The organism is Curtobacterium sp. Leaf154 (assembly GCF_001424595.1).
Lineage (GTDB): Bacteria > Actinomycetota > Actinomycetes > Actinomycetales > Microbacteriaceae > Curtobacterium > Curtobacterium poinsettiae.
This window is the reverse complement of record NZ_LMOS01000006.1, coordinates 314,193-331,057: the sequence shown is the minus strand read 5'-3', so window position 1 is coordinate 331,057 and position 16,865 is coordinate 314,193. Positions and strand designations below refer to the sequence as shown.

The 16,865-nt window shown below is 73.4% G+C and carries 20 protein-coding genes; 8 read left to right on the top strand and 12 right to left on the bottom strand.

Translation table 11 applies throughout. The features are described 5' to 3' along the window. Positions 1-58 precede the first annotated feature (58 nt). A complete protein-coding gene (locus ASF75_RS13375; protein ID WP_017885846.1) occupies positions 59-601 on the top strand; it encodes an NUDIX hydrolase family protein in 543 nt (180 codons plus the stop codon). Between the two features lie 107 nt (positions 602-708). On the opposite strand, the gene ASF75_RS13370 is transcribed toward ASF75_RS13375, so the two are convergent. Continuing rightward, complete coding sequence (locus tag ASF75_RS13370; protein WP_017885847.1) at positions 709-912, bottom strand: CsbD family protein; 204 nt, start codon at positions 910-912, stop codon at positions 709-711. 251 nt (positions 913-1,163) lie between these two features. After that, positions 1,164-2,774, bottom strand: a complete 1,611-nt coding sequence (locus ASF75_RS13365) for a DEAD/DEAH box helicase (RefSeq protein ID WP_056072081.1) — start codon at positions 2,772-2,774, stop codon at positions 1,164-1,166. 295 nt (positions 2,775-3,069) lie between these two features. Here ASF75_RS13365 and ASF75_RS13360 point away from each other — a divergent pair, with 295 nt between their 5' ends. Continuing rightward, the gene (locus ASF75_RS13360) at positions 3,070-3,897 is read left to right on the top strand and encodes an endo alpha-1,4 polygalactosaminidase (protein ID WP_235517689.1); all 828 of its coding nucleotides are present in this window, start codon (positions 3,070-3,072) and stop codon (positions 3,895-3,897) included. Positions 3,898-4,037: 140 nt separating this feature from the next. Here the strand turns inward: ASF75_RS13360 and ASF75_RS13355 are convergent, their stop codons facing one another. From ASF75_RS13355 to ASF75_RS13340, 4 genes are all read right to left on the bottom strand, one after another. Then, the gene (locus ASF75_RS13355) at positions 4,038-4,397 is read right to left on the bottom strand and encodes a GntR family transcriptional regulator (protein ID WP_056072357.1); all 360 of its coding nucleotides are present in this window, start codon (positions 4,395-4,397) and stop codon (positions 4,038-4,040) included. 10 nt (positions 4,398-4,407) lie between these two features. Continuing rightward, on the bottom strand, positions 4,408-4,980 hold the full coding sequence (locus ASF75_RS13350) for a DUF1684 domain-containing protein (protein ID WP_056072354.1): 573 nt from the start codon (positions 4,978-4,980) through the stop codon (positions 4,408-4,410). Between the two features lie 132 nt (positions 4,981-5,112). After that, positions 5,113-5,595 carry a hypothetical protein gene (locus tag ASF75_RS13345; RefSeq protein WP_056072075.1) on the bottom strand — a complete coding sequence of 161 codons (483 nt, stop codon included), beginning with the start codon at positions 5,593-5,595 and terminating at the stop codon, positions 5,113-5,115. An 80-nt stretch (positions 5,596-5,675) separates the two neighbouring features. Then, positions 5,676-6,314 carry a GNAT family N-acetyltransferase gene (locus ASF75_RS13340; protein WP_017885853.1) on the bottom strand — a complete coding sequence of 213 codons (639 nt, stop codon included), beginning with the start codon at positions 6,312-6,314 and terminating at the stop codon, positions 5,676-5,678. Between the two features lie 91 nt (positions 6,315-6,405). Here ASF75_RS13340 and ASF75_RS13335 point away from each other — a divergent pair, with 91 nt between their 5' ends. Continuing rightward, a complete protein-coding gene (locus tag ASF75_RS13335; protein WP_031259161.1) occupies positions 6,406-7,011 on the top strand; it encodes a 2-phosphosulfolactate phosphatase in 606 nt (201 codons plus the stop codon). 42 nt (positions 7,012-7,053) lie between these two features. Next, complete coding sequence (locus ASF75_RS13330; protein ID WP_042537519.1) at positions 7,054-7,356, top strand: DUF427 domain-containing protein; 303 nt, start codon at positions 7,054-7,056, stop codon at positions 7,354-7,356. A gap of 27 nt (positions 7,357-7,383) precedes the next feature. Here the strand turns inward: ASF75_RS13330 and ASF75_RS13325 are convergent, their stop codons facing one another. The 6 genes from ASF75_RS13325 to ASF75_RS13300 form a co-directional block, all read right to left on the bottom strand. After that, complete coding sequence (locus ASF75_RS13325; RefSeq protein WP_017885856.1) at positions 7,384-8,643, bottom strand: Nramp family divalent metal transporter; 1,260 nt, start codon at positions 8,641-8,643, stop codon at positions 7,384-7,386. A gap of 726 nt (positions 8,644-9,369) precedes the next feature. Next, on the bottom strand, positions 9,370-10,065 hold the full coding sequence (locus tag ASF75_RS13320; protein WP_056072072.1) for a CGNR zinc finger domain-containing protein: 696 nt from the start codon (positions 10,063-10,065) through the stop codon (positions 9,370-9,372). A gap of 47 nt (positions 10,066-10,112) precedes the next feature. Continuing rightward, the gene (locus tag ASF75_RS13315) at positions 10,113-10,604 is read right to left on the bottom strand and encodes a SprT-like domain-containing protein (protein WP_056072069.1); all 492 of its coding nucleotides are present in this window, start codon (positions 10,602-10,604) and stop codon (positions 10,113-10,115) included. Continuing rightward, on the bottom strand, positions 10,601-11,431 hold the full coding sequence (locus tag ASF75_RS13310; protein ID WP_052481644.1) for a hypothetical protein: 831 nt from the start codon (positions 11,429-11,431) through the stop codon (positions 10,601-10,603). Before ASF75_RS13310 ends, ASF75_RS13315 begins: the two co-directional genes overlap by 4 nt. A gap of 140 nt (positions 11,432-11,571) precedes the next feature. Further along, complete coding sequence (locus tag ASF75_RS13305; RefSeq protein WP_139179594.1) at positions 11,572-12,345, bottom strand: DUF308 domain-containing protein; 774 nt, start codon at positions 12,343-12,345, stop codon at positions 11,572-11,574. A gap of 108 nt (positions 12,346-12,453) precedes the next feature. Next, the gene (locus ASF75_RS13300; protein WP_056072066.1) at positions 12,454-13,296 is read right to left on the bottom strand and encodes a spermidine synthase; all 843 of its coding nucleotides are present in this window, start codon (positions 13,294-13,296) and stop codon (positions 12,454-12,456) included. Between the two features lie 131 nt (positions 13,297-13,427). On the opposite strand from ASF75_RS13300, the gene ASF75_RS17735 reads away from it, so the two are divergent. The 4 genes from ASF75_RS17735 (at position 13,428) to ASF75_RS13280 (ending at position 16,808) form a co-directional block, all read left to right on the top strand. Beyond that, positions 13,428-13,949, top strand: coding sequence for a hypothetical protein (locus ASF75_RS17735; protein WP_056072063.1), 522 nt, complete (start codon positions 13,428-13,430; stop codon positions 13,947-13,949). Beyond that, positions 13,946-15,214 carry a sensor histidine kinase gene (locus tag ASF75_RS13290; protein ID WP_056072060.1) on the top strand — a complete coding sequence of 423 codons (1,269 nt, stop codon included), beginning with the start codon at positions 13,946-13,948 and terminating at the stop codon, positions 15,212-15,214. Before ASF75_RS17735 ends, ASF75_RS13290 begins: the two co-directional genes overlap by 4 nt. After that, positions 15,211-15,876: a response regulator transcription factor gene (locus tag ASF75_RS13285; protein ID WP_056072057.1), complete on the top strand. Its 666-nt coding sequence runs from the start codon at positions 15,211-15,213 to the stop codon at positions 15,874-15,876. The genes ASF75_RS13290 and ASF75_RS13285 overlap by 4 nt, the downstream gene beginning before the upstream one ends. A 332-nt stretch (positions 15,877-16,208) precedes the next feature. Continuing rightward, positions 16,209-16,808 (top strand): hypothetical protein, encoded by a 600-nt coding sequence (locus ASF75_RS13280; protein WP_056072054.1) that lies wholly within the window; start codon positions 16,209-16,211, stop codon positions 16,806-16,808. The last annotated feature ends 57 nt before the right edge of the window (positions 16,809-16,865 follow it).

The window sequence follows — 16,865 nt, the reverse complement described above, 5'->3', positions numbered from 1 at the left end:
CATCCCCAACTCCCGCGCCTTCCGCCGAACTCGCCGCCGTCCCTGGTAGACACGGTGCATGTCCTCGCTGCGCACCCCCGACCCCGACTCCGGCTGGCTGTCCGACGAGGAGCTCGCGAACGTCCGCCGTCGTCTGCCGATCTGCTACGTCGAAGCGGTCCCCGTCCGCACCGACGGCCTCGGTGTCGTGACCGAGGTCGGGGTGCTGCTGCGGGTCTCCCCGAGCGGTTCGATCGCCCGCACCCTGGTGTCCGGTCGCGTGATGTTCGGCGAGTCGATCCGCACCGCACTGTTCCGCCACCTGGAGAAGGACCTCGGGCCGATGGCGTTCCCGCAGCTGCCCTCGAGCCCGGCGCCGTTCACCGTGGCCGAGTACTTCCCGCTGCCCGGCGCCTCGGTGTACACCGACGAGCGGCAGCACGCGATCTCGCTGGCCTACGTCGTCCCGGTCACGGGGACGTGCGAGCCCCGGCAGGACGCTCTCGAACTCACGTGGATGAGCCCGATGGAAGCCGCGTCCGACGCCGTCGCCGACGAGATGGAAGGCGGCCGCGGCGCCCTGCTCCGGGCCGGTCTCGCGTCGGTCGGCGCCCTGCACTAGCCCGACGGGGGCGGTCGTACCCAGCGCACGACGAAGCCCCGCGCGCACGACGAAGCCCCCGGATCCGATCGGATCCGGGGGCTTCGCAGCGCGGTCGCGAACCGGCTTCAGTGCTTGTCGTTCTTGAAGCTGTCGGCGACGCCGTGCGCGGCGTCCTTGACGTCGGTGACGCCCTGCTTCGCCGAGGCCTTGCCCTGGTCGGTCTGGCCTTCGGCCTTCAGGCGGTCGTTGTCGGTCGCGTTCCCGACGGCTTCCTTGACCTTGCCTGCCGCCTTCTCAGCGGCGTTCTTGATGTCATCGATGCCAGCCATAGGCACTCCTTCCAGAAGCGGACGTGTTCCCCGTCAGCCGCTTGCGCGGCATCCGGTGAAGCAGACCGTACGCCCGCCGGGGTACCCCACCCCCAGCCCCCGCCAAGGTTCCGCCCCCGCCTTCACGCAAAACACCGGTGTTCGCGGATCACACCCCGGGATGCGGGGGTGCGAAACGTGAACACCGGTGTCTTGCGAGCACCGACGGGCTCAGGCCGACGGGCTCAGACCACGCGGGTCGAGCGGGTGGTTCAGTGGCGGTCCGCAGCGCCGGCCGGACGGGAGGCGCGGCGCGAGCCACCACGACGGTTGCCGCCCGACTCGTTGCCGGACCGACCCGCGGCGTAGCCGCCCTCGGACGACCAGACGGCCGACGAGCCGCCGCGCACGACGTCACCGCTGCCGGAGCGGCGGTTGCCGCCGCTGCGGCGACCACCGGTCGAACCGGCGGCCGCGGCGCCGGAGCGCCCGGCGCCCTCGGAACGCGCGCCACGGGCCGGACGGCCCTGACGGCCCCCGGCCGAACCGGCGGAATCGCCAGCGGAACCGGAGCGTGCGGGCTGCGCCGCGCCTCCCGACCGACCGCCGCGACCACGGCGACGACCGCCACCGTCACCGGCGGACTCGGCAGAGCGCTGCTTGGGCTGACGCTGCTGGGTGGGCTGCTCCTCGGCGACGTGGCGGATCGGGGCGACCTCGCCGACGAGCGCGGTGACCGCGGCGGAGGTCGAGGTGACGTGCTGCGGGGTGACCTTGATCGCGGCCGCACGCATCATCTGCGCGACGTCGCGACGCTCGGCGGGCATCGTCACCGTGACGACGTCACCGGACGAACCGGCGCGCGCCGTGCGACCCGAGCGGTGCAGGTACGCCTTGTGCTCGGTGGGCGGGTCGACGTGCACGACGAGCTCGACGTTGTCGACGTGCACGCCACGGGCGGCGACGTCGGTGGCGACGAGCACGAGGGCCTCACCGGAGGAGAACTTCGCGAGGTTGCGCTCACGGGCGCCCTGCGACAGGTTGCCCTGCAGGTCGACGGCCGGGATCCCCTGGCTGCTGAGCTGCTTGGCGAGGCGCTTGGCGTGGTGCTTCGTGCGCATGAAGAGGATGCGGCGACCGTTGCCCGAGGCGAGGGCGCTCACGAGGTGCTTCTTCGCGTCGGCGTCGGCGACCTCGAACAGGTGGTGGGTCATCGCCTCGACGGGGCTGTTCGCCTCGTCGACGGAGTGCATCACCGGGTTGTGCAGGAACTTCTTGACAAGCTTGTCCACACCGTTGTCGAGTGTGGCGGAGAACAGCAGACGCTGTCCCTTCTCGGGGGTCGCCTGCATGATCTTGGTGACGCCGGGCAGGAAGCCCATGTCGGCCATGTGGTCGGCCTCGTCGAGGACGGTGACCTCGATGTCGCCCAGGTTCACGTGGCCCTGCTGCATGAGGTCGGCGAGGCGACCCGGGCAGGCGACCACGACGTCGACGCCGCCGCGCAGGGCGTCGACCTGACGACCCTGACCGACGCCACCGAAGATGGTCGTGGTGTTCAGGCCCATGGCCTTGGCGAGCGGGGCGAGCGCGACGTCGATCTGCGTCGCGAGCTCACGGGTCGGGGCGAGCACCAGCGCGCGGGGGCGACCGGCGCGGCGCTTGCGGCCACTGGCGGCGAGGCGGGCGACCAGCGGGATCGCGAACGCGATGGTCTTGCCGGAGCCGGTGCGGCCGCGGCCCAGGACGTCCTTGCCCTGCAGGGAGTCCGGGAGCGTGTCCGCCTGGATGGGGAACGCCATGTCCTTGCCCTGGTCGGCGAGGACGGAGACCATCGGCGCGGGGACGCCGAGGTCGGAGAAACGGATGTCTTCGGTGGTCATGGTGACCTTTCGAGCCGGAGCGAGCCGGCTGTGGGCGCACTTGCGAGGCAGCGCGCGGGCGGGATGCGCGCCAACGGATGTGGCTGGCGCAGTCGCCGCAGCAGAGAAGCCTGGGCACCTTCGTGAGGTGCTCGATCATCGACCGGAGTCCGGAGACAGGTGGTCGGGAGTTCGGGGCGTCCGTACGACGCACGAGGCGATCGGCGCCTCGAGTACGACCAGCATAGCGTGCACATGCCCGGATCAGCGAGGGCCGGGTGGTTCTCCCCGCGCATGCGAGGATTCCGGGGTGCGCATGCGAACCGTCCTGTTGACCACCGCGATTGCCCTGGTGGCCGTCCTCGGTACCGCCGGCTGCGCCGAGGCCGCCACGACGAGCGCGGCCGCCAGCTACCGGAACCTGCCGACCTCGGGCCGTGTGGACTACCAGCTCGGCGGCGGCTACACCCCGCCGTCCGGCGTCACGATCGTCGAGCGGGACAGCACCGACCGCCCGGCCAAGGGCAAGTACAACATCTGCTACGTCAACGGGTTCCAGACGCAGCCCGAGGCCGCCCGCACCTGGAAGAAGTCCTACCCGTCGGCGATCCTCCGCGACCGCGCGGGCAAGCCGGTCGCGGACCCGGGGTGGCCCGACGAGATGCTCCTCGACACCCGGACGGCGGCCAAGCGTGCCCTGATCACGAAGGTGCTCGCGAAGACCGTCGCCCGCTGCGCTGACCGCGGGTTCGACGCGGTCGAGTTCGACAACCTCGACTCCTGGACCCGCAGTGGCAAGCGGCTCACCCGGTCCGGCAACCTGGCGCTCGCGAAGTCGCTCGTCGCCAAGGGACACCGGCACGGCCTGGCCGTCGGGCAGAAGAACACACCGCAGCTCGGGGCATCCGGCCGGAAGCAGACCGGGTTCGACTTCGTCGTCGCCGAAGAGTGCGTGCAGTACCGGGAGTGCGCGGCGTACACGAAGGCCTACGGCGGGCGGGTCATCGACGTGGAGTACTCGGACACCCTCAAGCGCTCGTGGGGGTCGGTGTGCACGCTGAAGAACCGTCCGGCCATGACTATCCTGCGCGACCGCGACCTGGTGACCCCGAAGGACGACGCGTACGTCTACAAGCGCTGCTGATCGCTCGGGCGTTCCTTCCCAGAACGCGTGCGATGCCTGGTCGAATCGGGCGGAGCGGGTCGGAACTCCCGACCCGGGTACGCCCGGAACGACCGGGTACGCCCGGAAGCGCCAGCCGCTCCCGCCCGTCCCGCGCAGCCCTACGCCGGCCAGGCCTCGCGCAACGCGGTCGCGGCCTGGTCCGCCGACAGCCCCGCCGAGCGCGCCGCGCCGGCCAGGGCACGAGCGGCCTCGGTCACGGCGTCGGGGACCGCCGCCGGCCGCACCACCCGGGTGCCGGCGCCCCGTGCGGTGTGCACGAGCCCGGCTTCCTCGAGCAGCTGGTAGGCCTTCGCGACGGTGCCGGCGGCGAGGCCGAGCTCGTCCGCCAGCCCCCGCACGCTCGGCAGCCGTTCGCCGTCCACCAGGTACCCGGCGGCGATCTGCGCGGCGATCTGCGATCGGACCTGCTCGAACGGGGGCACGCGGCCGCCGACGTCGAGGGCGACGAGTCCTGTCATGCGTTCCACCCTAGAAGTCGTACTGCTCGCCGACGGGGATCGGGACCGGCACGGTGTTGCCCGGAGGCGCGAGCGGGCACGCCCACGCTGGGTCGTACGCGCACGACGGGTTGTAGGCGAAGTTGAAGTCGAGCACGAGCGACCCGAGGTCGTCGCCGCCCAGGTCCGAGCCCTTGATGGTGTCGAGCAGGTAGCGGCCGCCGCCGTAGGTGCCGCGGGCCTTGCCGGCGCTGGCGTCCTTGACGGGCACGAACACCCCGCCCGCGTAGCCGCCGTGCTTCCAGACGTCGAGGGTGCCGACACCGGGGACCCGCACCAGGCCGAGGCGGTCGAAGTGGACGACGCCGTCGGTGCCGGTCTCGAAGTCGAAGTCGGCGGGCTCCGTGGCCTCGATGCGGACCTGGAAGCGCCAGGCGGGGTCGTAGTCCGGCACCGGCAGGGACTCGAAGTCGCGGGCGTCCTCGTCGAGCAGCGGCGACGCCGGGTGCTCCGCGAACATCGCGTCGCGGGTCTCCCGCCACAGCGCGTGCGCCGTCTGGGGGTCCGGCGTCGCGCGGACACGGCGGTACAGGTCGAACGTCATCCGCCGCCAATCCGTCGTCGCCAGCGTGCTGCGCACACGGTCGTCGGTCGTCGGCTCCTGGGGGCGCGTCTGGCTCACGTGGACGAGGCTACGCCCGCTGCGCGGTGGACGGGAGGCCCGACCCGCGTCGCGTCACGCGCCGTCGGTCCGCCAGGTGGGCGCGAGGGCACGCATCCGGAACGCCCGCCACTGCCAGATGACCCACATGCCGGGCCACAGGGCGAGGCCGAGGGCGGCCGGTCGCATGCGGTAGGTCAGGCGGTCGAGCAGCAGGGTCCGGCCGCCCGGCGCGGGGAGGACGGCCATCCGGTGCGACATCGTCATCCGGCCGAACAGCCCGGACGTGCCGCCGCCGTTGTCGCGCTGCACGGGAACCCCCTGGATCTCGTACAGGTCGAGGTCGACGTGCGTGTCGCCGCTCGGCACCAGGCCGAAGGCGTCCGCGGTGATCGGGTGCGGGTGCCCCGGCTCCCAGCGCTCCGGGAACCCCTGGGGGTCGCGCGAGCGGTACGCCAGGAACGGCTTCGTCACCGCCACCATCACGGACGGGGACAGCAGGGCATCGCGCACGGCGTCGACCGGCGCGTCGAGGACGATCCGGAGGCCGACGTGCATGCCGCTGACGCTACGCCCGCGGGCTGGGCGCTGCTCCGTGCGTCGCCGATGCGGGCATCACACCCGTCGCGGCGCGGGGATCAGGCGTGCCGGGCCGACCGGCGGCGGGACCCCTCGGCGCGGTCGTGCCGGCGGAGCCGCTCGGCCAGTCCGAGCCGGACGGCCGGCCACTCCGACGCGATGACCGAGAAGACCACGGTGTCGCGCAGGGTGCCGTCTCGGCCGATCGCGTGGTTCCGGAGCACGCCGTCCTGCTTGGCGCCGAGGCCCGCGATGGCCGCGCGCGACTGCAGGTTGTGCCAGTGGGTGCGGAACTCGACCGCGATGCACTGCCACGCCTCGAACGCGTGCGAGAGCATGAGCAGCTTCGACTCGGTGTTGATCCCCGAGCGCTGGGCGGACTTCGCCAGGAACGTGCTGCCGATCTCGACGTGACGGTTGCCCGTGTCGATGTTCATGAAGGTCGTCGCGCCCACCACCCGCCCGGTCGGGCGGTCCCGCACGGCGAAGGGCACCATGCGGCCGGCCTCGTGCTCGGCGAGCCGCCGGTCGATCTCGGCCTCGACCTGTGCCGGAGCGGGCACCGAGGTGTACCAGGTGCGCCACAGATCGCCGTCCGCGACCGCCGCCCGCAGGTCTTCCGCGTGCTCCTGCCCGAGGGGCTCGAGGGTCACACGGTCGCCGGTCAGGGTGGGCACGGGGGCGATCTCCATGACCATGCATCCTACGGTCGCCGACCCTGGCGGAACCCGGTCGGACGGCGACCCTGTGGAGAGGGACAGCATCGCCCGGACGGCTATCGTGACGGACGTGGCAGAACGCACCCAGGAGAAGTACCAGGTCCGGTTCGCGTGGGGTCCCGGAGGCGCGGCACGCATCGCCCACGGCACCCACCTGCTCGTCTGGGTCGACGCCCTGCCGCCGAGCCCCGACGCCGCCGCGCAGCGGCGCGCGCTCCGGAACGTGAGCGCCCAGCTGCCGGAGGGTCCGGAGGTCGTGCTCGGCCACCTCGGCAACGCGGCGGCGGTCGCGGAACGGGTGACGGGCCTCCAGGCCGCACGTGGGGACCGATGCGTCGTCGCGATCGTGGCCGCCGGGCTGCACCACACCGCGACCCTCGACGACGCGGCCGAGGCGGCGGGGGAGTCCGTCGACGTCGCCGACGCACCCGACTTCGCCGTCGAGGACCTGCTCGCCGCCGGAGCCGTCGTCGACGCACTCACCGAGGTCGGCATCGACCACACCTCGCCCGAGGCCGCTGCGGCCTGCGCGGCGTACACGGGGCTCCGCCGTGCCGTGCGGCACCTGGTCAGCGCGTCCGAGGGAGCCGCCGTCCTGAGCCGGGACGACGTGCACGCGGCGCTCGCCGCGGGCCCCGACCTGCCCGTCCTGCGGGAATCGGGGGAGCGCGCGTAGCGTTCGCCCCGTCACGGAACCAGCGAGCGAAGGAGCAACGCCATGAAGGCAGTCGTCGGCGACACGGTGATCGCGGAGGCCCCGGAAGAGGACCTCATCAAGATCGAGGGCAACTGGTACTTCCCGCCGTCGAGCGTGCACACCGAGCTCTTCACCGAGAGCCCCACCCAGTACCACTGCCCGTGGAAGGGCGACACCCAGTACTTCACGGTGAACGTGGACGGCCAGGCGCTGCAGGACCGCGCGTGGTCGTACCCGACGCCGATCCCGTCGTCGTTCGAGCGTGTCGGCAAGGACTACTCGGGCTACGTCGCGTTCTGGAAGGACGTCCAGGTCGTCGCGTGACGACCGCCGCGCCCTGACCGGTGTGCCTCAGCCGGTCAGGGTGAGCACCACCAGCGCGATGTTGAGCGCCACGATGACCGCCGCGATCACCCACGCCACCACGCGGGTGATCGCGGCGTTCACGTCGGTGCCCATCACGCTCCGCCGTGACGTGTAGACCACGAGCGGCACGATCGCGAAGGCGATCCCGAAGCTCAGCACCACCTGGCTGACGACGAGCAGCATCGTCGCGTCGATGTGCAGCGCGAGCAGCACGATCGCGGGCACCAGGGTGATCGCCCGCCGGGCCACCAGCGGGATCCGCACGTGCAGCAGCCCCTGCATGATCTCCGCTCCGGCCATGCAGCCCACCGAGGTCGAGGCCAGTCCGGACGCCAGCAGTCCGACGGCGAAGAGGACCCCGACGACCGGGCCCACGTTCTCGGCGATGGCCCGCTGCGCCCCGGGGATCGAGTCGGTGCCCGCGACGCCCGGCAGGGTGGCCGCGGCGAGGACGAGCATCGCGATGTTCACCCCACCCGCGACGATCAGGGCGAGCCCGACGTCCCACCGGGTCGCGACGAGCACCCGGCGACGCTCCGGCCCGGCGGGGACGTCCCCGTGACGGTCCCGGGCGAGCGCCGAGTGCAGGTACACGGCGTGCGGCATCACGGTCGCGCCGAGCATCGAGGCCGCGAGCAGCACCGACCCGGCGCCCTCGAACCGCGGCACGAGCCCGGCGACCAGGTCTGCGGGTGTGACGCGGGCGAACAGCAGCCCGGCGCAGAAGCCCACCGTCAGGATCGCGAGCATCGCCGTCACCACGGTCTCGAACAGGCGCGTGCCCCGGCGGCTGTGCAGGGTCAGCAGCAGCATCGAGACGAGCCCGGTGATGATCCCGCCGACCACGAGCGGCAGGTCGAAGAGCAGGTAGAGGGCCAGCGCGCCGCCGATCACCTCGGCGATGTCGGTCGCTGCCGCCACGATCTCGGCCTGGCCCCAGAACAGCAGGCGCGGCGCGCGCCGCATCCGCAGGCCCAGGTGTTCGGGCAGCGACTTGCCCGTCACCACCCCGAGCTTGGCGGACAGGTACTGCACCACCACGGCGCTGGCGTTCGCGGCCACGAGCACCCAGAGCAGCAGGTAGCCGTACTCGGCCCCGGCGGTCAGGTTGGCGGCGACGTTGCCCGGGTCGACGTAGGCGATGGCTGCGACGAAGGCCGGTCCGAGCAGGGTGAGGCCGGCTGCACGACGACGCGGGGCACCGGGTGGGCGCTCGTCGAGCCGGGTGCTGGCAGTGTCGGTCATGCACCGATCCTGCCAGAGGATTCGGCACGCCGAATCTTTTTCTTCGCCGCTTCTGCGTTCGGTGGCCACCACGCCCGTGCGCGTGCCGTGCGCGGTCGCGATCCGTCGGCTGGGATGCCGTCGAGCGACGGTTGGTGACCACACGGCAGAGGCGAGCGGGGTGTCGTGACCGCTCGCGGAGGGCGGACGGGAGGCCCGTGGCGGCGCTGCCACGCGCCTCCACGGCCGGTGGCTGGTCGCGACTCGTCGCTTGCGTTGCGTCGAGTGGTCGCGATCCGTCGGCGGCGAGGCCGTCGGGCGACGGTTGGTGACCGCTCGGCGGAGGCGAGCGGGGTGTCGTGACCGCTCGCGGAGGGCGGACGGGAGGCCCGTGGCGGCGCTGCCACGCGCCTCCCGGCCGGTGGCTGGTCGCGACTCGTCGCGTGCGTTGCGTCGGCTGGTCACGACCGGTCGGCTGCGAGGCCGTCGGGCGACGGTTGGTGACCGCTCGGCAGAGGTGAGCGGGGTGTCGTGACCGCTCGGCGGAGGCGAGCGGGGTGTCGTGACCGCTCGCGGAGGGCCGGTGGCTGGTCGCGACTCGTCGCTTGCGTTGCGTCGGCTGGTCACGACCGGTCGGCTGCGAGGCCGTCGGGCGACGGTTGGTGACCGCTCGGCGGTCGTGAGCGGGGTGTCGTGACCGCTCGCCGAAGGCGGACGGGAAGCGGTCAGGCCGTGCTCAGTGCCTGCTCACTCCGCTGCCCGGCGGGCGCGGTGCGCCCGGACCTTCGCACGGTTGCCGCACCGCTGCATCGAGCACCAGCGCCGGGTCCCGCCGCGCGACGAGTCGTAGAACACCAGGCCGCAGTCCTCGGCCGAGCAGCGGCTCAGCCGGGTCGGGCGGCCGTCGGCCTCGACGTCGTCGAAGCCGACCTCGGTGAAGAGCGCGACGGCGTCGCGCGCGACGCTCGACAGGGCCTGGGCCAGGCGGACCCGGTTGGCTCCGGCGCGGCGTCGGCCACCGGGGAGGCTCGGGGGCACGTCCGGCAGGGCGGCGAACAGGTTGACGGTGTCGATGTCGTCGGGCGCGGGGCGCGTGCGGCCGGCTCCGGCGCGCAGGCCCGCCGCCACGGCGGTGCGCTCGGCGGCTGTGCTCGCCGGCGCGGGGGCGGCGGCGACGGCCAACCGGGCGATCGCGGCGCGCAGGGCGCGGGCGTCCTGCAGCTCGCGGCCGCTGGCGCCGACGTCGATCGGCTCGGTGTGCTCGCTGAGCCACTCGTCCAGGTCGGCCGGGCTCGCGAGCAGTTCGCCGAGCTGCGACCGCGGGCGTCGTCCGGCGGAGTCGTCGGCGAAGCCACCCGTGTGCGCGAAGTCGAGCGCGATCCGTCCGGCGTCGAAGAACCAGGAGGAACCGGCGTCCGTGCGGATGTGCTGCCCCGTGTGCATCCGCCCAGGCTAACGGGTTACCGGCGCGCCTCCGTGCGTCGGGCACCTCATGCGGTAGTCGACGCCATCGTGGCCGCGTCGTCGTCGGCGGTCCGGCGCCGCCAGGCGATGACGTTCCGGGCGTCGAACCGTCGGGAGCAGCGGGCACAGGCCAGGGGGCGTGTGGGGGTGCGGTACCGGAAGTGCTCGTGGCCCGCGGGGCAGCTGCCGATCCACGGTGCGAGCTCGCTGGCGATCGGCCCGTCGTGCAGGCGGGAGCCGGTGTACCCGATCGACGCGGCCGTGCGCTTCCACTTCGGTCCGTGTGCCGCCCGTGCGCCGGCGAGGGCGTGGGCGACCTCGTGCAGCAGGACCTGCTCGACGTCGTGGTCGGAGAACCGGGTGGCCAGGTGACGGCTCACGGTGATCCGCTTCCGCGCGAAGTCGCACTGGCCGGCACGGGTCTTCGCGTGGTCGAACCCGAACGCCCAGGTGCCGGCGCCGAGGTGTTCTGCGATCAGGGCCTCGGCGCGGAGCCGGACGGTCTCGAGCGCGGTCACTGCTCGGCGCGCGGGTCGGCCTGGCCCTTCTTCGCTGCCCGGGCCGCGATCCGACCCCAGATGTCGTCGGCCTCGGTCCGCGCGGCGTCGGGCGCACCGAGCACGCGACGGCGGATCGGCGGGACCTGCTTCACCGGCTCGGCGACGCGGGTGACGGGTTCGTCGTCCTCGGCGCGACGGGCGGCGACCTCGCGGGCCGTCCGGGGCTTGTCCGACGGTTCCGCCGGGTGCGTGATGGCGGCACGCATCGCGGCCTCGACCGCGGTGCGCAGGGCGTCGGTGCGCTCCGACGGCGCCCCCGCCTGGCGGAAGGCCTGGTAGGCCCGCGACAGGGCGGCGCGCGCCTCGTCGAAGCGGTCGTTCTCGAACAGCGACCAGCCCTCGATCTCGGCGGCGGCACCTTCGAGTTCCGGCCACTCCTCGGTGGCGGCGGTGTCGCGGGCCATGGCGGCTTCGTTGGCGGCGCGGTCGTGGCGCCCCAGGTCGTGCAGGACGTGCGCACGACGGATCCGTGCGGCGACCTTGTCCTGGCGCTCCCCGGTGAACATCGCGAGACGGAACACCTCTTCCGCGATGACGAGCGACTCGTCCAGACGACCGAGCAGACGGAGCAGCTCGGCCCGTTCGGCGAGTGCGTCGGTGCTGCGGCTCTGGCCGAGGTCGCGGAGCCGCTGGTGCACGGCGTCGACGTCGACCGCGGGTCGCAGGCTGATGGGCGCGAAGGTGCTGCCCGGGCTGACCCCGGCCGTCACGGGAGCCGCGTGGCGCGGTTCACGGGAACGGTCGGACGGGTCGGGCAGCTGGCGGTCGTCGGGCGGGAGGGACATCGGTTCGAGGGTAGCCGCGGTCTGCCGGGAGCCGTCGGTGCGACGCGCTCAGGTTGCGCGGGTGCGGCGGTCCGGGGTGCCCGGCGGAACGACCGACGGCCCGCCGTGCCGGAGCACGACGGGCCGTCCGGAGCGGTCGATCAGGAGTTGGCGGCCACCGCGGCGGCAGCGGCCACGCCGACGTAGGTGACCAGCGTCGCGATCGTGGCGACGACGGCCAGGACGATCGCGAAGATGCCCCAGCCGCGACCACGCTTGGTCACGGCGGCGATGATGCCCTGCACGAGCGCCCAGAGCCCGAGGATCGCGGCGACGCCGGCGATCACCGCACCGACACCGATCTGCGAGATGACGGCCGGGTCGTTCATGAGCTGACGCTGCAGCTCCTGCTGGTCCGGGGTGGCACCGCTGCTCGGGACGAGGTTGTTGATCGCGTCGCTGTTGGCGAGCGCCGACCCCATCACGTACCCACCGATGACGCCGATCACGAGCGCGGCGAGTCCGAGGACGAACGCCACCACACCGAGGGTCTTCTTCTTGGGCTTCGGCTCGTCGTAGCTCTGCCAGGCCGGGGCACCGGAGTGCGACGGCGCGGCGGCGTACGGCTGCTGGTCGTGGCCCTGCTCGTGACGCTGCTGGTCGTTCCAGCTCGGCGTGCTCGACGGCTGGTCGTACTGCTGCTGTCCGTACTGCTGCTGCCCGTACTGACCCTGCTGCTCGCCGTTCGGCTGGCCGTACTGCTGCTGGCCCTGCCCGTACTGCTCGCCGTACTGCGGGGTCGAGGTCGGCGTCGGGTCCACCCGCTCGCCGTACCGCGGGGCGTCGGCGTCGGGCCGCTGCTGCGGGGCTTCGCCCCAGCTCGGCGCCTGGCCGTCGCCCGTCCGGTCCTGGTCGTTCCGGTCGTCGTTCGTCATCAGGGTTCCCATCGCTCGGTCGCGCACCTGCGCGGTCGTTCAGACCATCCTGACAGCCGGACCGGCCGAACGCCCGAAGTCAGTCCTCGGCGAGGCCCCGCGCGGGCGTCAGCCCCCGAACACGCTCCGGTTCGGCTCGGGGGACGCGACCGCCGTCTGGTCGGTGACGATCGGCGCTCCGGCGATGAACGAGCGGAGCTCCGCACCGTGCACGACCTTCGCCGGCATCGGGTCCGACGAGTACCGCCTGGGCATGTCCGCCACCGGCAGGTCGGTCGGCGAGCCGAGCAGCACGATGTTGCCGAACCGTCGGCCCTTGAGTATCCCGGTGTCCGCGACCGCGGCGACCGAGGGCAGCACCGACTGCAGGGTCGACGCCTGTCCGCGGGCGAAGGCCAGCCCGGCGCCGTCGGCCACGTTCACCGCGACGATGCCCGTCGGCGACAGGAACGCGGCGACCTCGCGGTAGAACTCGACGCTCGTCACGTGGGCGGGGATCTGCGAACCGCCGAACACGTCCACCACCGCCAGGTCCACCGTGCCGCGCAGGCCGGCGGGCAGCTTGCCGAGGACCTCGCGGGCGTCGCCGTACCGCACCCGGATCGAGGCGCCCCGGGGGAACGGCAGGGCCTCGCGCACATGCTCGACCAGGTCGCGCTCGAGCTCGATGACCTGCTGCCGCGAACCCGGACGCGTCACGGCGACGTAGCGGGGCAGGGTCAGTGCCCCGGCGCCCAGGTGCAGCGCCGTGACCGGGCCGTCGGGCAGCAGGTCGATCGCGTGCCCGATCCGCCGGATGTACTCGAACGCCAGGTGCGTCGGGTCCTCGAGGTCCACGTGCGACTGCGGGGTGCCGTCCACCACCAGGGTGAAGGACCCCGGCCGGTGCCGGTCCGGCTCCACCACCGAGTACCCCGCACCGATCCGGAACCCGTCGAACGCATCAGCCATGCGGTCAATGGAACACCACCGCGATCACCACCCGCGTCCCCACCCCTGGTTGGTGTGCCCGGGGGGCACCCGGAACGAGGCTGATCACTCCGGTCGGGAAGGCCCCGCCGGACCACCTCGAAAGGCACACCATGTCGGTCCAGCTCCTCGCGAACGTGCTCATCGGCCTCGCCCTCGTCGGCCTCCTGGCGTACCGGCAGGCGACCTGGCGGTCCCTCGACCCGACGCGCATCTGGCGCGGACCGCTCGTCATGGCGATCGTCGGGGTGGTCGTCCTCGCGCAGACCACGACGACCGTCACCACCACCGACGTCGTGTTCCTCGGCCTCGAGGCCCTGCTCACCGTCGCCGTCGGCCTGGCCATGGGGGCCATGACCCGGTTCCGCACCGTGACGACACCGGACGACAAGGGCCGCACCCTGCAGTCCCGCACCGGTTGGCTCGGCGCCGGCCTCTGGATCGTCCTCATCGCCGCCCGCATCGGCCTCGACGTCCTCGGCGGCCACCTCGGAGCACACCTGCTCACCTCGACCGGCACGATCCTGCTCGTGCTCGCCCTGAACCGAGCCGCCCGCGCCCTGGTCGTCGACCAGCGCATCCCCCGCGGGACCGACCGCCCGGCGACCGCCGGCCGCGGCATGATGGTGCGGTGAGCCTGCCGACCGAACCGGAGCGGACCGACCCCGCCGGGGTCCGGTCCCGGGCCGGCGTCTCGTGGCTGCTCAACGGCGCGGGCATCGCCGTGGTCGCCTTCTGGTTCGTCCGGAACGGCGTGCTGCTCCACCACCCCGCGTGGGTCTGGGTCCTCGGGGCCGCTGCGCTCGCCGCCTGGGCCGTCCGCGAAGGGGCACGTACACCCCGGGTCCTCGTCGCCGCAGCCGGCGTGATGGTCGCCGCCGGATCGCTCACCGTGGTGCCGACCGACTCGCTGCTGGTCGTGCCGGTGATCGTCGGGCTCGTCGTCCTCGGTGCCGACCTCCGCCTGCCGGTCTGGACGGCCGCGGTCGCCGCGCTCGCCGCCGTCGTGGTGGTCGCCGTCACCGCGACGATCGAGCAGACGTCCGTGCAGTTCGTCCTCGGCGTGAGTGGCGGGCTGCTGCTCGGCGTGCTCGTCGGGTTCAGCCGTCGGCAGGCGCGGCTCACGACGGCGCAGGCCCGCGAGACCGAGCGCCAGCAGCAGCGCGCACGGCTCCTCGCCGACCGGTCGCGGGCGTCCCGGGACATCCACGATGTCCTCGCCCACTCGCTCGGCGGCCTGGTGCTGCAGCTCGACGCGGTCGAGGCCCTGCTGGAGGCCGGCCGCGTCGACGAGGCCACCCGCCGTGCCGGTGACGCCCGTGCGCTCGCCGCCGACGGTCTGGCCGAGGCGCGGCGTGCGGTGCACGCGCTCCGCGACGAGCCGCACTCCGGACGACCAGTTCCCGACGAGTCCCGGACCCACCGACCGCAGCCCGACCAGCCGGAGCCGACCCGTGCCTCCAGTCCGTCCGCCGACCGCGGGGCGGGCCTGACGGCCCTCGTCGACGCGCACCGCTCGTTCGGCGGCGAGGTCGTGGTGCAGGGCGACGCGACCCTCGCGGTCCTCGACGACGCCCACCGTGCCGCCGTGGTCCAGGTCGTCCGGGAGGCCCTCAGCAACGCCCGCAGGCACGCCCCCGGCCGCCCCGTGTCCCTGTCCGTGATCCGGGACGGCGACGCCGTGGACGTCGTCGTGGCGAACCCGTTGCCCAGCGGCGGCCAGGGGCTGCTCGGGATGCGCGAGCGGTTCGCGGAACTCGGCAGCGAGGCCACGGTCGAGGCCGAGCGTTCCGACGACGAGTTCGTCGTCGCCATGCACCTGCCCGTCGACGGCACGCGCGAGGCGGACACTGCGGACGACGCGGACGCGGCGGTCGTCGCCGAGGACGACCGCTCGTGACCATCCGGGTGCTCGTGGTCGACGACCAGGCCATCGTCCGCGACGGCCTGGTGACGGTGCTGTCGCTCGTGCCCGACCTGCGGGTGGTCGGGCAGGCGGCCGACGGGGCCGAGGCGATCGCCGCCGTCGGCCGGGACACACCCGACGTCGTCCTGATGGACCTGCGGATGCCGGGCGTCGACGGGCCGACTGCCACCGCACGGATCGTCGCCGAGCACCCCGGGGTCGCGGTGCTGGTGCTGACGACGTACGCCGACGACGACTCCATCGTCACCGCGATGCGGGCCGGGGCGCGTGGCTACCTGACGAAGGACGCCGGGCGGGCGGAGATCGCGGCCGCGGTGCGTGCGGTGGCCGCGGGGCAGTCGACCTTCGACGCGACGGTGGGAGCGCGGCTCGTGGCACACCTCGTCGGTGGTGCCGGTGCCCCTGCTGCTGCGCCTGCGGAGCCCGATCCCGGCCCGGCGCTCGGTGCGCGGTTCCCGGACCTCACTCCGCGCGAAGTGGACGTCCTCGAGCGCATCGCCGACGGCCGGACGAACCCCGAGATCGCCGCCGAGCTGTTCCTGACGGTGCCCACCGTGAAGTCGTACGTGAACCAGGTCTTCGCGAAGCTCGGGGTCCGCACCCGCGCCGAGGCCGTCGCCCGCGTCCTGCGCTGAGCGTCGGCAGCCCGACGTCGTCCCCGGGCGACGCACTCGGGACAGGTGGATGCGTCCACATGGACAGCCAGCGGACGCCAAGACTCGTCGCCTACCGTTGACGCCTGTCGTCACGACGCCCGAGCGTCGATGCGTGTGTGCCCCACACCCCACGCGTCCGCCCGGACACCGTGACCACGACGTGCCCGTGAGCGCCCCCACCGCTCGAGCGTGCGCGCCGTCGGCGTGCTGCTGCGCGCCACCCCTCCGGCCACCCGCGCGCGCTGGCCGTCGAACGCACCGCACCCGATGACGAGTGCACCACTGCTGATCCGCCGCAGGAGACCTCCGTCATGACCGCCGACACCATGAGCGTGCCCACCGCACGCCGCACCACCCCGGACCCCCACCGGTCCGGGAGCCGACCCATCCGGGCGATCCGGGCCTCCAGGCCGTTCCACGCCGACCGCGAGGCGGCGCCGACCTGGATGCGCGTCGTCGGCACCGCGCTGTTCGTGGCCGGCGCCGGGCTGTCCGCCGCCGTGCTCGGCTGGCCGGGCGATGCACCCGAGGTCGCGCTCCTGGTGCCGGGACTGCTCGCCGTCGCCCTCGGACTGCTGCTCGTCCTCGCCCGTGCCGGGTTCACCGTCACCGAGCGGCACGTGACCCTGCACTTCCGTCCGCTCCCGCCGCGACGCATCGCGCGCCGGCGGATCACCGACGTCCGTCTGGTCGAGGCGGACGCGGCCACCTACGGCGGGGTCGGCCTGCGGATCCGTCGCGGCGTGCGGGCGCTCATCCTCACGCCGGGGCTCGGGATCGAGCTCACCGACGACCGGGGGCGGGTCACGTTCGTCCGCACGCGGCGTCCCGAGGACGCCTTCCGTGCGCTGGCCGGACTGCCGGGCGGGCCGGGAGGCGCGGATCGCGTCGATCGCGAGCGTCTGGGCTGAGCAGGGGGCGCGTCCGGGCTGCACATCGGATGCGTCTCCGCTGCCTGCGCAGGGGAA

Excerpts from the sequence above, each read along its gene's own strand:
- ASF75_RS13300 (WP_056072066.1), bottom strand. The coding sequence starts at position 13,296 with ATGGCTGATGCGTTCGACGGGTTCCGGATCGGTGCGGGGTACTCGGTG.
- ASF75_RS13340 (WP_017885853.1), bottom strand. The coding sequence starts at position 6,314 with ATGGTCATGGAGATCGCCCCCGTGCCCACCCTGACCGGCGACCGTGTG.
- ASF75_RS13345 (WP_056072075.1), bottom strand. The coding sequence starts at position 5,595 with ATGCACGTCGGCCTCCGGATCGTCCTCGACGCGCCGGTCGACGCCGTG.
- ASF75_RS13375 (WP_017885846.1), top strand. The coding sequence starts at position 59 with ATGTCCTCGCTGCGCACCCCCGACCCCGACTCCGGCTGGCTGTCCGAC.
- ASF75_RS13370 (WP_017885847.1), bottom strand. The coding sequence starts at position 912 with ATGGCTGGCATCGATGACATCAAGAACGCCGCTGAGAAGGCGGCAGGC.
- ASF75_RS13310 (WP_052481644.1), bottom strand. The coding sequence starts at position 11,431 with ATGTCCCTCCCGCCCGACGACCGCCAGCTGCCCGACCCGTCCGACCGT.
- ASF75_RS13320 (WP_056072072.1), bottom strand. The coding sequence starts at position 10,065 with ATGCACACGGGGCAGCACATCCGCACGGACGCCGGTTCCTCCTGGTTC.
- ASF75_RS13330 (WP_042537519.1), top strand. The coding sequence starts at position 7,054 with ATGAAGGCAGTCGTCGGCGACACGGTGATCGCGGAGGCCCCGGAAGAG.
- ASF75_RS17735 (WP_056072063.1), top strand. The coding sequence starts at position 13,428 with ATGTCGGTCCAGCTCCTCGCGAACGTGCTCATCGGCCTCGCCCTCGTC.
- ASF75_RS13355 (WP_056072357.1), bottom strand. The coding sequence starts at position 4,397 with ATGACAGGACTCGTCGCCCTCGACGTCGGCGGCCGCGTGCCCCCGTTC.
- ASF75_RS13360 (WP_235517689.1), top strand. The coding sequence starts at position 3,070 with ATGCGAACCGTCCTGTTGACCACCGCGATTGCCCTGGTGGCCGTCCTC.
- ASF75_RS13365 (WP_056072081.1), bottom strand. The coding sequence starts at position 2,774 with ATGACCACCGAAGACATCCGTTTCTCCGACCTCGGCGTCCCCGCGCCG.
- ASF75_RS13280 (WP_056072054.1), top strand. The coding sequence starts at position 16,209 with ATGACCGCCGACACCATGAGCGTGCCCACCGCACGCCGCACCACCCCG.
- ASF75_RS13325 (WP_017885856.1), bottom strand. The coding sequence starts at position 8,643 with ATGACCGACACTGCCAGCACCCGGCTCGACGAGCGCCCACCCGGTGCC.
- ASF75_RS13350 (WP_056072354.1), bottom strand. The coding sequence starts at position 4,980 with ATGACGTTCGACCTGTACCGCCGTGTCCGCGCGACGCCGGACCCCCAG.
- ASF75_RS13305 (WP_139179594.1), bottom strand. The coding sequence starts at position 12,345 with ATGACGAACGACGACCGGAACGACCAGGACCGGACGGGCGACGGCCAG.